Source organism: Lactobacillus amylovorus DSM 20531 (assembly GCF_002706375.1).
Taxonomy (GTDB): Bacteria; Bacillota; Bacilli; order Lactobacillales; family Lactobacillaceae; genus Lactobacillus; species Lactobacillus amylovorus.
In genome coordinates, this window is sequence record NZ_CP017706.1 from 1,930,210 (window position 1) to 1,946,968 (window position 16,759).

The window sequence follows — 16,759 nt, forward strand, 5'->3', positions numbered from 1 at the left end:
AAAAGTCCAGAAAAAATTCTGGGCTTTTTTTGCGTAATAAATAGTAGAGGTGAATTATATGAATTTTGAAAAAATAAAGGAATTTGCAATCGAAAAGAAGGTGTATTTGATTGCAGTAGGAATTATTTTAGTGGGCTTTTTTTATTTTAAAAAAGGGGATAGTACTGATAAAAATACTGAAACAGAGAATACACAATTGATGCAGAAAAATAGCAGTTCTTCATCTAGTACTGATGTAGCGAATATGGCAAGCAGTTCTTCTGCTAGTGAATCAAAAACTGTAACTTGCGATATTTCAGGAGCAGTAAAACATGAAGGAGTCTATACATTAAAAAATGGTGCCAGATTGCAGGAGCTAATTGAAGCTGCGGGCGGGACGACTAGTAGAGCCCAATTAAAGGCAATCAATCGCGCTGTCTTGTTAAAAGACCAGGATAAAATTCATATCCCTTATAAAGGTGAGAAAGTAGAAAATGCGGCTACGGCTGGTACTGAGAGTCAAGCAAGTGCTACTAGTGGTGATTCAAGCTCATCACAGCAAGGAAGTGGTGAAAAAGTTAATTTAAATACAGCTAATGCGGCCGATCTGCAAAAATTAACGGGAATTGGTGAAAAGAAAGCAGAACAAATTATTGCCTATCGTGAACAAAAGGGGTCTTTTAAAAAGATCGAAGATTTAATGCAGGTATCTGGAATAGGAGAAAAGACCTTTGCAAGTCTCAAAGACCAATTGGCTGTTTAGAAATGATGCAGGCTTTTATCTGATTTTGGCTTTGCTTTTAGTAGCAATCTCTTTTTGGTTATTCGCCAGTGATTCATTAGTTCAAAAAATTGTTTGTCTTTTGTTTAGCCTATATTTTCTATTTTTATTAATCAAAAAATATAGTGCTAATATGCAGATCATAGTTCTGATTCTATTGTCTTTTAGCTTGATTGCATTCTTGAATAAAAAAACTACAAATTTTAATTTGAATAGCCAAAGTCAGCTAACAATTTATCCTGATCAGGTTCGCGTTAAGGATGATTTTCTGTCAGGTACTGGTCATTTTAAAGGTGGAGATATTTTAATTGCTGGCAAAATTAACGATGAACAAAAAAGACTATTAAAAACCGGACAACCAATTTTAATGAGTCAGATTGAAGGTAAGTGCGAACCGATTGAGCCGGCTACGAATATTGGTGAGTTTAATTATCAGAATTATTATGCAGCGAAAAAGATTTTTCAAAGAGTTAAATTTACTAGCATGCAAATGAGTGTTCTTCGTCCTGACTTAATAGGAAAACTACATCAAATGCGCTATCGTCTGCAGAAATATTTTAAAACGATGCCGCAGTTGCTCGGCTTTTTTGCCAGTGAATTGATTTTGGGTGAAAACAATGCGCAAGAGAATCAAGAAATTTTGAATAATTATCGCGATTTAGGTGTTATTCACTTGTTAAGTATCTCGGGTTTGCATGTTGGTATCTATGTCTTGATCATCAGTACGATTTGTTACAGTTTAAAGATGACCGATGAAGAAACATTTTTGTTTTGCGTAATAATTCTATTATTGGGAATCTTTTTAAGTAGTGGTCAAGCTGGTTCTGTCCGTGCAAGCTTAACTTATTTTTTAGGTAGAGTTAGCAAGTACAAAGGATTGCACATCACACAAGTTGATTTATTAGGCCTAACTTGTATTATTCATCTGCTATTTGTACCGCGATTATTTATGGCTGCCGGTGCGCTGTTAAGTTATATTTTGGCGTTGGGGTTGCAATTGACTGATTCATTTAACGGGCTGAAGCAATCGATTTTGCTTAATTTATTATTGACGCCGCTTTTGCTTTTATTCTTTTATCAGATCAACTTTTTGACCGTTTTATTCAATATGCTGGTTGTACCATATTTCAACTGGGTTGTTATGTCGTTAGCATTCATTAACGTCTTAACTTTTGGTTTCACTAAACGGCTAGCACCATTTTTTGAAAAGATATTGGAATTAGGCGAGCAACTCATTGAACGACTTTCGCAAACTAAATTGGGCTTGCTTGATTTTGGTCAAATTAATTGGTGGCAATGTTTGCTTTTGCTGATAGTGTCAATTGCCTTAATTATCGCTTTAAGAGAAAAGCCAGAGTGGCGTTTTAATTGTAAAAAGATCGGCCTAACTTTAACTGTTTTTTATGCAGTTTTCTTCAGCATGATTCATTTTCCATTGCGCGGGCAGGTAACGTTCATTGATGTAGGGCAGGGTGACAGTATTTTGGTTACTACACCTTTTCCACGCAGAGCCTACATAATTGATACAGGAGGCAAGCTTAATTTTAGTGGTAAAAAAGTAACACCGCAGATCAATCGAATTACGATCCCGTTTTTAAAAAGTCAGGGAATTAATAGTCTGGATGGCGTGTTTGTATCTCACCAAGATGCCGATCACGTGGGAGATTTAGGACCATTATTGGAACAAATTAAGGTAAAGAAATTGTTTATGGCACAAGGTTTGCTTAAGAATCCTTCTTTTCAAAAAAGAATTGATGGCAGAATTAAAAATACTAAATTAGTGGAACTGCTAGCGGGGATGCAGGTGAAGGAACCACAGATTACGTTCAATGTCGTTTATCCTTATCAAGCAGGTGAAGGTAAAAATGAGGATTCATTGAGTTTGCTTTTTAGATTAGCTAATAAAAACTGGCTTTTTACAGGAGATTTGGGTCAAGATGGAGAAAGTGAAATAATGCAAAAGATGACTCTTAATGTAGATTATTTCAAGTTAGGGCACCATGGCAGTAAGACATCCTCTAAGCCGGAGTTTTTGCAGGCGATTCATCCTAAGAAGGTCTTTATCTCAGCCGGGCGCAATAATCGTTTTGGTCATCCGCATCAGGAAACCTTGACGACACTGGCCAACCAACAAATACCGTGGGTTTCAACTCAAGACTGTGGTATGATTAGCTGGTATTATGGTGGAATGAAAGAACTAGAATTTAATTGCTTTTTGAAGCGGGGTAAAAAATGACCTTACTTTCCTTATTTAAAAATACAAATAATAATAATCCGCATACTTTAATTTGGAGTGAAGATGATTTTGTCAATGACTATCTCGCTAAGTCTTATGCTAAAGAGGATCAATTTAAAGACTGCGAACACGTAATTATCGACTGCGAAACGGATGGGCTAGACGAACTGATTGCTAGTTTGACTGAATCAAGTTTGTTTAGTGAACAAAAACTGATTATGGTTAAAAATCCATTCTTTTTGACAGCCAAAGTACCTAAAAAGTATCAAAAGCAAATCAATGACTTGATAAAGATTTTTGAGAATTTGTCAGATTTAGAAGATACGATCGTAATTGTAGCTTCATATGAAAAACTGGATCGACGTAAAAAACTCACCAAGACTGTTTTAAAACAATTCAACGTAGTAGAACCTAAAATCCGTTCTTATGAAGTAGGTGCAATTACTAAAGCACTGATTAAAGCAGAAGGTTACACAATTACGCAATCTGCTTTGCAGCTTCTGATTGAGCGCAGCGACCAAGTGATGGATACTGTGCTGAGCAATTATCAAAAATTGAAGATGACAGCTACTGATAACAAGATTACTGAAAAGTCCGTCATGCAAAATGTTGATTTGTCACTGGCACAAAATATTTTTGCAATTTTGGAATCAGCTCTTAATCGAAATTATCAAGAAGCAGTTGATCGATTGGAGAATCAATTACGAGAAGGAACGTCTCCAATTCAATTGCTGGCTGTCTTTGAAAATCAGCTTGAACTGTTGTTAGTAGTTAAAATTTTAGCTCAAAGAGGTCGCAGTGAGCCACAAATAGTTAAAGATTTAGGCGTTCACCCATATCGAGTTAAGTTGGCTTTGAAAAATAGGGTGAAGATTAGTAAATTAGAAAAATTGTTGCGGGATGCTATTGATTTGGAATTCAATTATAAGAATGGTACTTATCACGAAGATAATTTCTTGAAACTATTCGTTTTAAACGTGTAGAAAACAAAAAAAGAGAAAAGATCATAATTTCAATGTCATTAAGTTAAGACATTGACAAATTATCGACTCAATTTTTAAGATCATTCATTTGCGATTTATCGCATTTGAATGATCTTTTTTTATGTCAAACAAGCCCAAATCTTGTTTAGAAATTAGGCTACACGATATAAATAATATACAGCTGATTTTGGTTTGAAATTTCTTTTGTCTTTTCGTCCTGGTCTGATTGGAATTGTGTAATGACCAATTTGAATAAGAATCTTTTTAAAGATTTTAGTTGAAGAAGAAATTATATACATAGCTTGGATGATAAAGCATGACTGTTTGAAATTAAGCGCATATTGATACTTGCAGTTTTTTTGTGGTATATATGCTTGAGCATCAATTTGACTGACTGCGTTAAACATAATCATGTGGGCATAGATTTCCATTTCGATAAATTTATCCTGCTTGGAGTGAAACTGTACGCTTCCCAAAGCATATTTCAATTTTTTGAATGAAGTTTCAATACCCCAGCGCAAATGGTAGATTTCTTTGATCCTTTTTAAGGGATAATCGGCTCTATTTAGATTGGTTAGAACAACTTCCCATTCTTCTTTGCCTGATTTAGGATCATTAATTCTAAATTTACAAGTGCGAAATTTTATTGTACATAACTCTCCAAAGTCCCAGCTGCCATCTTTGGTATTTTTAGACCGATATTTGATATATTGACGATAATGATGGTTAACAAGATGAACGTTTTCTGTGGCTTTATGGATTTCATAATAATAATTAGAGGTAGTCACCCAGCAAGCTATATCCTTATCACACTCTTGATTAGGCAACTCAGCTATTTCCTTAAATGCGCCATATCCCGTTTTAGTACGTATGACATAATAACAGTTAGGCAGGCGATTACAATTTTCAATCATGTTAAAGCCGGTATAACCTCGATCCATAGTAACTATATATGGTCCGCAATTTAGCTTTTTAAGCATTTGAACGGCGGCTTTACGTTCATCCATCTTTGACTTAGGCTGAAAGATGCAGTCTTGATAAGTATTATTTAACAGGTCATAGAGTGCATTAACATGAATTTGGCAATATGGCTTTCCTTTATGATTGAGATTTCCAACAATATTCTCTGATTTAGGATTCCAGATTTGATTAAAATCAGACCCATCGATGGCAAATATACGATATTTATGATCAAATAACTGGATATTAAACAAATTCTGATTAAATACGGTTAGAATATGCTTAAAACATGCGGGTGAAAGCTGACCTTTGCGTTGGACATAAGCGGAAGTACTGACTACTTTATCGTTATTTTTAATAGCTTTTTGGCCAAAAGCTCTAAACAACTCACTGGTCAAATCTTTTCCTTGCATATTAATAGTAGTTTTAATGACTGTAGCTGCATCTAAAGACCGCTTCCTAGTGAAGGCATGAGGATCATCGATAAAATCATGAATATGCTTTCCAGTATCATTGATAATTTGATCAAGACGATCTAAAATATTTTTATGAAGGGCTTTCATAATTAACACCAGCTTTCTGGCAATAGTTTTGAAGGTTTAATAATTTAATCAGAGGGCGAAAAGGTAGGGTTCTTTTCGCCTTTATTTTATGCAAAAAAAGAACCAAATCATAATGATTCGGTTCTACAGAGATTAGATTCAATTTGTCAATGTCTTAACTTAATGACATTGATCATAATTTATGACCTTCTCTCTTTTTTGATTAGTAATAAGTATTAATTACTTGTTTGCTAATTTGTTTAAACGACTCTTGTCACGAGCAGCCTTGTTCTTGTGGATTAAGCCTTTTGAAGCAGCCTTGTCCAAAGCGCGAACAGCTTCTAAATGCAACTTGGAGACGTCTTCTTTACTATCAGTTTCAACAGCGTTCTTGAATTTCTTAACAGCAGTTCTTAACTTGCTTAATTCAGAAGCGTTACGTTCTTTAGCAGCGTTTTGCGTCTTAACACGTTTAATAGCTGATTTGATTTGTGGCATGAAATTCACCTCCAATGATTTAGAAATTTACTTCATACATTATACTTAAGAAGCATCTTTGATGCAAGGTAATTTATGCTTGCTTTTTGAAAAAATAATGTGTATCATAATTTTCGTGAACCATTAACGCTGTTTATTTGCTCACGCCGACGATAAACGTTGTTAGTGGCAATTATTTATATGAAAGGTGAAATTTTTTATGGCAATTTCAAAGACTGAAAAAGACAACATTATTAAAGAATACGCAACTCACGAAGGTGACACTGGTTCTGTTGAAGTACAAGTTGCTCTCTTAACTGCAGACATCAACAACTTGACTGAACACATGAAGAACCACAAGCACGACCACCACTCATACGTTGGTTTGCTTAAGAAGATTGGTCACCGTCGTAACTTACTTCGTTACTTAGAAGATAACGACATTAACCGTTACCGTGAATTGATCAAGAAGTTAGGTCTTCGTCGTTAATTCTAACGATAAAAGAAGAAGTCAGCCACTTGGCTGGCTTTTTTTGTTTCCTTGTTTATGCTAAAATTGAAACAGATTATTTTTACGTTGTGATCAATTGATCCATAAGAAAATTGAATATTTAAATAGAAAAGGAAATATAATGGCTAATCAACTTAAGATTATGATCTTGAGCGGTGTGCGTGAACAGGGAAAAGACATGTTTGCCGTTCAAGTTAATGATGAAATTTTTGTCCTTGATGCCGGATTAAAGTACCCTGATAGTTCTTTATTTGGTATCGATGTCGTAATTCCTGATATGGATTTCTTTGAACAATATGGAGATCGAGTAGCAGGTATTTTTATTACACACGGACATGCTGACTCAATTGGTGCTTTGCCTTACATCTTGAGAGAGTATGATATTCCAGTGTTTGGTTCACAATTAAGTATCGAACTTGCCAAGATTGAAGTTCAACGTGAGAACAAGCACCGCAAGAATAGTTTGTTCCATGTAATAGATGCTGATACTGAAATTGAATTTAAGAATGCAAGTATCTCTTTCTTCCATACTACACACTCAATTCCAGATTCACTTGGTATTGATGTACATACTCCAGAAGGCGAAATCGTTTATACTGGTGACTTTAAGTTCGATCCAACAGCAGCTAAGAATTATCATACTGATATGGATCGCTTGGCAGAGATTGAACACAGAGTCGTACTCGCACTTTTAAGTGATTCTTCTAATGCAGAAGCATCATTCCCTAATGCTTCTGAACAAGATATTGGTAATTTTGTTACTAACGTATTTAGAAACGCTAAGGGCAGAATTATCGTTGCTGCCAAGGCTTCAAACTTGAATCGTGTACAAGAAGTTTTAAATGCGGCTAAGGCAACAGGCAAGCGAGTATTGCTTACTGGTCGTGACCTAGCTAAGATTGTAAGAACTTCAATGAAATTAGGCTATTTGGACGTACCAGATGGCCTCTTGATGCGTGTTAAGGATTTAAAGACTGTTCCTAATAATAAGACTGTAATTTTGGAAACTGGTCGAATGGGTGAACCATTGAATTCTTTGCAAAAGATGGCTAAAAAGCGTCACAGTATGATCACTATTAATAAGGGCGACTTAGTCTTCATTGCAACTACACCATCTCACTCTGTTGAAACGATGGTAGCCGAAACCAGTGACTTGGTTTACAAGGCTGGTGGTACCGTCATTCAACTTGGCCGCAACATTCATACCAGTGGTCACGCTACTGGTCGTGATATTCAATTGTTGATTGATACTTTGAAGCCAAAATTCTTGATCCCAGTAATTGGTGAATATCGTTTGCTTGAAATCGTGCGTGACTTAGCTGTTAAGGCTGGCATGAATTCAAAGGATATTTACATTACCAAAAATGGTGATTGCTTGGACTACGACTTTAAGAAAAAGCGTTTCTATCTTTCTGATCCAGTTCCAGGCGAAGACACGATGATTGACGGTTCAGGCGTTGGTGATGTTGGTAACATCGTTTTGCGTGACCGTGAAGTTTTGTCAGACGATGGTATCTTTATTGCAGTTGTAACTATCGATCGTAAGAAGAAAAAGATTATTGCGGAACCTAAGGTTACTAGCCGTGGATTTGTTTATATCAAGGCTAACCGTCAATTGATGAACGACTCAATTGAAGTAATCAAGAAGGCAATCAACAATAACTTTGAACATAAGAAGTTTGATTGGACAGAGTTAAAGCAAGACATTCGTGGCGATTTGGAGAAGTTTTTATACAAGAGAACTAACCGTCGTCCAGTAATTTTGCCAGTTGTCATGGAAGTAAACCAAAACCGTCATCGTGCTATGCAAAAACACAATGAAAAGACGCAAAATGACAACAAGACCAATAATACTGCCAAGAAGTCAAACTCTAAACGTCAAACAAATAATAAAAAGAAAGAAAATACTAAGAGCAAGGAAAAATAAGATCTATGACGTCAATTAGTCAAAAAAACTTATTGAAGCTTGCTGAAGAAAATAAGCGCAAGGGCGATATTGAAGCTGCTATTCAGAATTTAGAAGAAGCATTGCGAGGAGAACATTCTCTAGATGTAATTCTTCAGCTTTGTGAGCTATATTGCGCTAATAAACAAGAAGATCAGGCATACGCTTTAATTAAAGAAGAGCCTGATCTTTTTTCAGATCAGCGAGTTTATCAAACCTATTGTAAAATTCTGCAAAAAAATCATTTTTTAATAGAAGCTTTGCAGCTGAAACATATTACGGGATTGGATTTGCCAGTTAAGGTAGAGCCGGTTTCTGAAGAAGATCAGCGACAGATTATGCAAAAGTTTAAACAGAAAAAGCAGGTTAGTCAGGCTGATTTTCAAAGTTTGCATAAATTGAATTTAATCAATTTTAAGGCTTTTACTCAAAGCGTTCTTTTAGATCCAACACCAGATTTTGCCGTACGATTGGCACTGTGTGAAGATTTAGTACGATTGGGTTTAAAGGATTCATTTAAAATTTGGGTTGTCGATAATTTAGAAGAATTTGTTCCTGCAGAGACGCTTTTATTAGAGAAGGAACCAGCATATCGAGAAATAATTACTGCAGTCGGTTCGCACTTTGCGCATAATCCAAGTCAATTACCATTAATGATTGGAGAAACTAATTTGGTTGTTGGTAGTTTATATCCTAAAGTGAAGAAATATGTCGATGAACCAGATAGCTTTGCTAGTGATTTGGTATCTTTTTTGCAAACTAAAGAGGGCCGCAGTCACCAAAAATTGTTTAATAAGATTTATCAGCACTTACCTAAATAAAAATAAGCAAAAAAGGTTTACTTTTTTGAACTATTTAGTATAATTAGCAAAGGATATTTTCGTTAGGCAAGTTAGCTTAAGCTTTTTTACTAGGCATTTGCCGAAGAAAGTAGTACAATATTCAACAGAGAATTATCCGTTAACTTATCTCAACGGACTTCTTGCAAATTTACAGGAGGGTCATTTTAATGGCAGAAAAAGAACATTACGTTAGAACTAAGCCACACGTAAACATTGGTACTATCGGTCACGTTGACCACGGTAAGACCACTTTAACTGCGGCTATTACTACTGTTTTAGCTGAAAAAGGTTTGGCTAAGGCTGAAGATTACTCACAAATCGATGCTGCACCAGAAGAAAAGGAACGTGGTATCACTATTAACACCGCCCACGTAGAATACGAAACTGAAAATCGTCACTACGCTCACATGGACGCTCCGGGCCACGCCGACTACATCAAGAACATGATTACCGGTGCTGCACAAATGGATGGTGCTATCTTAGTTGTTGCTGCAACTGATGGTCCTATGCCACAAACTCGTGAACACATTTTGCTTGCTCGTCAAGTTGGTGTTAACTACATCGTAGTATTCTTGAACAAGTGCGATTTGGTTGACGACCCAGAATTGATCGACTTAGTTGAAATGGAAGTTCGTGACTTGTTAACTGAATACGATTACCCTGGTGACGATATTCCAGTTGTTCGTGGCTCAGCTTTGAAGGCTTTGCAAGGCGACAAGGAAGCTCAAGAACAAATCTTGAAGTTGATGGACATCGTTGATGAATACATCCCAACTCCAGAACGTCAAACTGACAAGCCATTCTTAATGCCAGTTGAAGACGTATTCACTATCACTGGTCGTGGTACTGTTGCTTCAGGTCGTATCGACCGTGGTACTGTTAAGATCGGTGACGAAGTTGAAATCGTTGGTTTGGTAGACAAGGTTCTTAAGTCAGTTGTTACTGGTTTGGAAATGTTCCACAAGACTTTGGACTTAGGTGAAGCCGGCGATAACGTTGGTGTATTGCTTCGTGGTATCGACCGTGACCAAGTTGTTCGTGGTCAAGTATTGGCTGCTCCAGGCTCAATCCAAACCCACAAGAAGTTTAAGGGTCAAGTTTATGTTTTGAAGAAGGACGAAGGTGGTCGTCACACCCCATTCTTCTCAGACTACCGTCCACAATTCTACTTCCACACCACTGATATTACTGGTGAAATCGAGTTGCCAGAAGGTACTGAAATGGTTATGCCTGGTGATAACACTGAATTCACTGTTACCTTAATTAAGCCAGCTGCTATCGAAAAGGGTACTAAGTTCACCATCCGTGAAGGTGGTCGTACCGTTGGTGCCGGTCAGGTTACTGAAATCCTTGACTAATTTCTAACGATATAGTAAAAAAAGATGCACTTCTTCACTGGAGCGCATCTTTTTTTCTTTTAGATATTTGTTTTTTGTGCTAGTTTAAGGTAAGATAACTTAGTATGCAAGAAGCAAACTCAAACTTGACATTGGAGGTATTTTATTAATGTCTGTAAAATGGGAAAAAACCGGTAAGACAACCGGTGAACTTACTTTTGATATTTCACAAGATGAAATTAAATTAGGTTTAGACCAAGCATTTAGAAGAGTAAAGAAAAACTTGCGTGTTCCTGGCTTTAGAAAGGGCCACGTTTCTCGTGTGATTTTTGATCAATACTACGGTGAAGAAGCATTATATGAAGATGCTTTAAACATCGTATTACCAAATGCATATTCTGCTGCTGTTAAGGAAGCAGGTATTGCTGCAGTTGGTCAACCACAAATTACTCCTGTATCAATGGACAAGGGTAAGGACTGGACTATGAAGGCTACTGTTACTGTAGAACCAGAAGTTAAGTTAGGCGACTACAAGGGTATTGAAGTTCCTAAGCAAAACACTCGTGTTTACCAAAAGGACGTTGATGTTGAACTTGACAAGCGTCGTGAACAAAACGCTGAACTTGTTCTTAAGAAGGGTAAGTCAGAAAAAGGCGATACTGTAACTATCGACTACAAGGGTACTATTGATGGTAAGGAATTTGAAGGCGGCTCAGCTGAAAACTACTCACTTGAATTAGGTTCAGGTGCATTTATCCCAGGCTTTGAAGATCAACTTATTGGTCACGAAGCAGGCGACGACGTTGATGTTGTTGTAACCTTCCCTAAGGATTACGGCGCAAAGGACTTAGCAGGTAAGGAAGCTCACTTCGCAACTAAGATCCACGAAGTTAAGTCAAAGCAACTTCCTAAGTTAGACGACGAATTTGCTAAGGACGTTGATGACTCTGTAGATACTCTTGACGAATTAAAGGACAAGATCAAGAAGGACTTGAAGGCACAAAAGGAAGAAGCTGCTAAGGACGCAATCCAAGAAGCTGCTATCGAAGGTGCTGTAAAGAACGCTACTGTTGATGAAATTCCTGACGCAATGATCCAAGAAGATGTTGATACTCAATTGAACCAATACTTGGGCAACATGCAACGTCAAGGTATCGATCCTCAAACTTACTACAAGTTGACTAACACCAACGAACAACAATTACGTTCACAATTTGCTAAGAACGCTGCTGAAAGAGTTAAGACTAACTTAGTTCTTGAAGCTATTGTTGATGCAGAAGACCTTAAGGCAACTAAGGACGAAATTGATAAGGAAATCAAGGACCTTTCTTCTGAATACAACATGGATGAAAAGACTGTACGTAACACCTTAACTGATGATATGTTAAGTCACGACATCACTGTACGTAAGGCTATGGATCTTATTACTGATAATGCTAAGCAAGTTGCTAAGGCAAAGCTTGAAGCAAAAGACTTAGATGATAATAAGGAAGACAAATAATAAAATTTATTGCTGATTCCTCAAAAAAAGGCGGCTTTAGGCCGCTTTTTTTGATTTTTAAGCCTAATATTTATCAATCTTAGTTAAAGTATGATAATCTAATTTTTGGTAGATATAGGAGGAAAAGTTAATGGCAAATCAGTTTACAGAACAAGAAGAGATTAAATGCGCTTTTTGTGGTAAAACTCAAGACCAAGTCAAGAAAATGATTGCTGGCAACGGCGTTTATATTTGTAACGAATGTGTTGACTTGGCTAAAAAAATTATTGACGATGAATTACGAGCAGATTCTCTTAAGACAGCTCGTGAATTACCTAAACCAGTTGAAATTAAGAAGCAACTTGATCAATATGTAATTGGTCAAGATCGTGCTAAAAAAGTGTTGTCAGTTGCTGTATATAATCACTACAAGCGAATCAGTCAAATGGATGTCGATTCATCAACTGAATTACAAAAGTCTAACATTGCAATGATTGGACCTACCGGTTCAGGTAAAACTTATTTGGCACAAACTCTTGCACGAATTTTGAATGTGCCTTTTGCAATTGCCGATGCAACTACTTTAACTGAAGCGGGTTATGTTGGTGAAGACGTAGAAAACATCTTGCTAAAATTGCTTCAAAACGCAGATTACGATATTGAACGTGCTCAACGCGGTATCATTTATATCGACGAAATTGATAAGATTTCTAAGAAGTCAGAAAATGTTTCAATCACTCGTGATGTATCAGGTGAAGGTGTACAACAATCTCTTTTGAAGATTTTGGAAGGTACTATCGCATCTGTTCCACCACAGGGTGGTCGTAAGCACCCACAACAAGAAATGATTAAGATGGATACTACTAATATTCTGTTTATTGTTGGTGGTGCCTTTGACGGAATTGAACAAATCGTAAAGAATCGTCTTGGCAAGAAGACAATCGGCTTTGGTGCTGAAAACGAAGCTGACAAGGTAGATGCTGATGATTGGACTCGCCATTTGACTACAGCTGATTTGGTTAAGTTTGGTATGATTCCAGAATTTATCGGTAGAATTCCTATCATTACTACTTTGGACAAGCTTAACAGTGAAGACTTAGTAAGAGTATTGACTGAACCAAAGAACGCCTTGGTAAAGCAATATAAGAAGCTTCTTTCACTTGATGGCGTTGACCTTAAGTTTACTGATGGTGCTTTAAAGTCAATTGCTGATTTGGCTATTCAAAGAAATATGGGTGCTCGTGGTTTGAGAACAATTATTGAAAACTCAATCATGGATATCATGTATGAAACTCCAAGTGAAGAAGACATCGAATCAGTTGAAGTTACAAAAGACGTAATAACTAAACATGCTAAACCACGCGTTGTTCGTAAAAATTCAGACGACGTCGAAAGTTCTCAGGTAAGTGCCAATGATAATTAAAAGCAGCAGTTATGCAGTTAGCGCTGTAAAGGAAAGCCAATATCCTAAGGACGATTTGCCTGAGATCGCGTTAGCGGGCCGCTCAAACGTAGGAAAATCTAGCTTGATTAATACCCTGCTTAAGCGTAAAAACTTGGCTAGAACGTCTTCACAGCCTGGTAAGACCCAAACTCTTAACTTCTATCTAGTAAATGATGAATTTTACTTAGTGGATGTTCCAGGATATGGCTATGCTAAAGTTTCCCAAAAAAGACGACAAGAATTTGGCGAAATGATCCAAGACTATTTGGAGACAAGACCTAATCTAAAAGGGTTGATCATCTTGATCGATAGTCGTCATGAACCGACTAAGGATGATATTGCGATGTATGAATATGCCCAATATCTAAATATCCCAATTCTAGTTGTCTGCACGAAAATGGACAAAATCAAGAAGAGCCAAACCAATAAAGTGATGTCAGGTTTGAAAAAGAACTTAGATCTTAATTATGATCACGTAACAGTCTTAACTTTTAGTTCATTCACCAAATTACATGTAGCTGAATTAGGGGATTGGATTGAAGACAAGATCAATCAATAAAAGCGTTGCTCAAAAGAGCAATGCTTTTTTTGTATCATGAGACAAATATTAGAATGAATGCGGTTAAAAAGATCAATGATAAAATAAGGAGGTAAACAGAAAGTAGAGGTTTTATTGTTTTGGATGATGAAAATACACAGACGAAAAAGACAATAACCACTATGAGCCTGGTTTTGATGATCATTACGACGGTTTATGGTTTTGGTAATGTCTCTGTTTCGTACCGGCAAATGACATATGCCGGAATTATTTGGTTTATTTTGGCCGGAATTTGTTTCTTTTTCCCGGCTGGATTAATGATGGCGGAATATGGTTCTGCTTTTCATGATGCCAAAGGGGGTATTTATTCTTGGTTAGCAGGCTCAATTGGCGAAAAATGGGCCTTTATTGGGACTTTCGTTTGGCTTGCTAACTGGGTACTATGGTTGGTTTCAAGCGCATCTAGACTATGGATTTCGATTTCTGCGCTTGTTTTTGGTAAAGATACCACTCAAAGTTGGGATCTATTTGGCTTACATGGCACCCAACTGATTGGTGTTTTGGCCATTTTATTCATGATTTTGTCTACTTATCTTTCTTCAAGAGGGATGACTGGAATTAAGCTCATGTCCTCAATTGGTGGGTGGTTCATGATTGGAATGAACTTGGTCTTCATTATTTCTAGTTTGATAGTAATTATTATGAACCACGGACAATTAGCACAACCAATCAATGGCTGGCAAAGCTTTATTGTCTCACCTAACAAGGACTTCCAAACTCCGATCACAATTATTTCCTTTGTTGTCTATGCCGTCTTTGCATATGGTGGTATGGAGACTGTCGGTGGTGTGATCGATAGTATGAAGCATCCAGAAAAGGACTTCCCAAAGGGTTTAATTATTGGTAGTTTATTTACGATTATTTCTTATGTTTTGATGATCTTTATGACTGGTTTTTCAGTCAACTATCAAAAAGATATCGTTGAAACAGGAGCCAATACCGGTAATATCACTTACGTGGTTTATGGAACCTTGGGTAAAGCGGTTGGTCATGCTTTGAATCTTGACCCTCATACTAGCTTGATGATTGGTAAAGTCTTCACTAGAGCTATTGCTTTATCTGGTTTAATGGGCATGATGGGTGCCTTCTTCGTATTGCTTTACTCACCAGTTAAATCATTTATTATGGGTTCAGACCCAAGACTCTGGCCTAAGGCTGCTACCAAATTAAACAAGCATGGTATTCCAGCTAATGCAATGTGGGCACAAACAATTTTTGTATGTTTGCTGATCGCAGTGGTTTCCTTTGGTGGTAGTGCAGCAACCAGTTTCTATCAGATTTTGACGGATATGGGGAATGTCGCAGCCACAGCACCATATATTTTCTTAATTGGTGCATTCCCATTCTTCCTTAAAAAGGATTATCCACGTAAATTTAGAGTATTTACAAACTATAAATGGACTGTAGCTTTGGTCGTCTTTGTTGAGCTTATTGTCTGCACGGGTATTCTCTTTACTGTTTTGCAGCCGGTTCTTGAACACAGATATGCTACAGCATTCTGGACTGCTTTTGGTCCAATCTTCTTTGGTTTGGTAGCTTACATTTTCTACTGCGTTTCTAAAAAGAGACATGGACTAAAAGATTTGGATTAAATTTAAGCAAAATAAAAAGCCTGCTTTTGCAGGCTTTTTTCTACGCTAAAGTGGTGATGTCATTATATTTCGGCAAACTGTCTACAAAGTGTTCGTAGGCTTGTTGCTCATTAGTCTCTGAAATTTGCACATTCTCTAAATTGTTACAATGCAAATCGTTTTCAGAAATGGTGATTTGGTGAGTAAAGGTGGCATTGCCAGTTAATTCAATCCAGTATTCATTATTATCGTAATGAACTTTAGTCTTAACCATGCCGCCAGGGTTGAAGACATCAATTTGTGAATCAGTATCAACCATTTCAGGATGAGTTAACCAAAGGGCTAATGAAGTAGCCGACATACCGGTACCACATGCATTGGTAAAGCCAACGCCTCTTTCATAGGTACGAACAAACAGTTTGTTTTTGTCTAAAATTTGGGCAAAGTTAACATTAACGCCATCAGTGAAATAAGGATTTTCACTATTTAATCTTTTACCGACGATTCCCAAAATTGGGCCAGAAATTTGTTCTTGGTTAACAAAACTAATTAGGTGAGGGTTAGGTACGGCAATAGAAGTAAAGCGCAGACCAGGATAAAGTTCCGGTACAAAATTATCAATTATGCGGTCATGTCCTAAATTAGTGAAGGGCAAGGCCTCTTTGTTAAATCTGACTGGCGAGATTTCAACTGAATAAGCTGGTACGTCTTTAGCAAAGTCATTTTCTTTATGAACACGCAAGCTAGCATTCATTGTATCGACTAAGAAGTGATCTTGTTGGTATTTTTCACTCAAATAACGAGCCACAGTTCTAAGACCGTTACCACACATTGAAGCTTCGCTACCGTCTTCGTTGATAACCCGCATCTGTGCTAAAGCGCCTTTACGGACGGGTTTATTAATAGCTAAGACGCCGTCTGCACCATTTAAAATACCAGTTTGAGCATTGGTGATTTTTTTAGTAAAGTCTCTTAATTCTTCGTCAGTTAGTGGCTTATCTAATTCGGTTTGGTCCAGAATAAAGAAATGATTTTGAGAGCCATGTACTTTTAATAACTTAACCATGTTGCAC

Annotated in this window: 14 protein-coding genes; 11 read left to right on the top strand and 3 right to left on the bottom strand. The window is 37.0% G+C overall.

Features of this window, described 5'->3' with window-relative positions:
• The first annotated feature begins 58 nt into the window (after window positions 1-58).
• The 3 genes from LA20531_RS09915 to holA are packed head-to-tail and all read left to right on the top strand — an operon-like array spanning window position 59 to window position 3,979.
• Window positions 59-742: a helix-hairpin-helix domain-containing protein gene (locus tag LA20531_RS09915; protein ID WP_056940545.1), complete on the top strand. Its 684-nt coding sequence runs from the start codon at window positions 59-61 to the stop codon at window positions 740-742.
• Window positions 711-2,996 (top strand): DNA internalization-related competence protein ComEC/Rec2, encoded by a 2,286-nt coding sequence (locus LA20531_RS09920; RefSeq protein ID WP_056940544.1) that lies wholly within the window; start codon window positions 711-713, stop codon window positions 2,994-2,996. Before LA20531_RS09915 ends, LA20531_RS09920 begins: the two co-directional genes overlap by 32 nt.
• On the top strand, window positions 2,993-3,979 hold the full coding sequence (holA, locus tag LA20531_RS09925) for a DNA polymerase III subunit delta (RefSeq protein WP_013437658.1): 987 nt from the start codon (window positions 2,993-2,995) through the stop codon (window positions 3,977-3,979). The genes LA20531_RS09920 and holA overlap by 4 nt, the downstream gene beginning before the upstream one ends.
• A gap of 152 nt (window positions 3,980-4,131) precedes the next feature.
• Here the strand turns inward: holA and LA20531_RS09930 are convergent, their stop codons facing one another.
• On the bottom strand, window positions 4,132-5,502 hold the full coding sequence (locus LA20531_RS09930; RefSeq protein ID WP_099202292.1) for an IS4 family transposase: 1,371 nt from the start codon (window positions 5,500-5,502) through the stop codon (window positions 4,132-4,134).
• A gap of 219 nt (window positions 5,503-5,721) precedes the next feature.
• Window positions 5,722-5,979, bottom strand: a complete 258-nt coding sequence (rpsT, locus tag LA20531_RS09935) for a 30S ribosomal protein S20 (RefSeq protein ID WP_013437660.1) — start codon at window positions 5,977-5,979, stop codon at window positions 5,722-5,724.
• Window positions 5,980-6,178: 199 nt separating this feature from the next.
• Here rpsT and rpsO point away from each other — a divergent pair, with 199 nt between their 5' ends.
• From rpsO to yjeM, 8 genes are all read left to right on the top strand, one after another.
• On the top strand, window positions 6,179-6,448 hold the full coding sequence (rpsO, locus tag LA20531_RS09940; protein WP_013437661.1) for a 30S ribosomal protein S15: 270 nt from the start codon (window positions 6,179-6,181) through the stop codon (window positions 6,446-6,448).
• A 142-nt stretch (window positions 6,449-6,590) separates the two neighbouring features.
• Window positions 6,591-8,396, top strand: a complete 1,806-nt coding sequence (locus tag LA20531_RS09945; protein ID WP_056940314.1) for a ribonuclease J — start codon at window positions 6,591-6,593, stop codon at window positions 8,394-8,396.
• A gap of 5 nt (window positions 8,397-8,401) precedes the next feature.
• On the top strand, window positions 8,402-9,235 hold the full coding sequence (locus tag LA20531_RS09950; protein ID WP_056940315.1) for a tetratricopeptide repeat protein: 834 nt from the start codon (window positions 8,402-8,404) through the stop codon (window positions 9,233-9,235).
• A 188-nt stretch (window positions 9,236-9,423) separates the two neighbouring features.
• On the top strand, window positions 9,424-10,614 hold the full coding sequence (gene tuf, locus LA20531_RS09955; protein WP_014565740.1) for an elongation factor Tu: 1,191 nt from the start codon (window positions 9,424-9,426) through the stop codon (window positions 10,612-10,614).
• Window positions 10,615-10,762: 148 nt separating this feature from the next.
• On the top strand, window positions 10,763-12,094 hold the full coding sequence (gene tig / locus LA20531_RS09960; RefSeq protein ID WP_056940316.1) for a trigger factor: 1,332 nt from the start codon (window positions 10,763-10,765) through the stop codon (window positions 12,092-12,094).
• 130 nt (window positions 12,095-12,224) lie between these two features.
• A complete protein-coding gene (gene clpX, locus LA20531_RS09965; protein ID WP_056940317.1) occupies window positions 12,225-13,496 on the top strand; it encodes an ATP-dependent Clp protease ATP-binding subunit ClpX in 1,272 nt (423 codons plus the stop codon).
• Window positions 13,486-14,076, top strand: a complete 591-nt coding sequence (gene yihA, locus LA20531_RS09970; RefSeq protein WP_056940318.1) for a ribosome biogenesis GTP-binding protein YihA/YsxC — start codon at window positions 13,486-13,488, stop codon at window positions 14,074-14,076. The genes clpX and yihA overlap by 11 nt, the downstream gene beginning before the upstream one ends.
• Before the next feature lie 119 nt (window positions 14,077-14,195).
• Window positions 14,196-15,707, top strand: a complete 1,512-nt coding sequence (yjeM, locus tag LA20531_RS09975) for a glutamate/gamma-aminobutyrate family transporter YjeM (protein ID WP_056940319.1) — start codon at window positions 14,196-14,198, stop codon at window positions 15,705-15,707.
• 40 nt (window positions 15,708-15,747) lie between these two features.
• On the opposite strand, the gene dapF is transcribed toward yjeM, so the two are convergent.
• Entirely contained in the window at window positions 15,748-16,752 is a 1,005-nt protein-coding gene (gene dapF / locus LA20531_RS09980) for a diaminopimelate epimerase (RefSeq protein WP_056940320.1), read from the bottom strand.
• Window positions 16,753-16,759 lie beyond the last annotated feature (7 nt).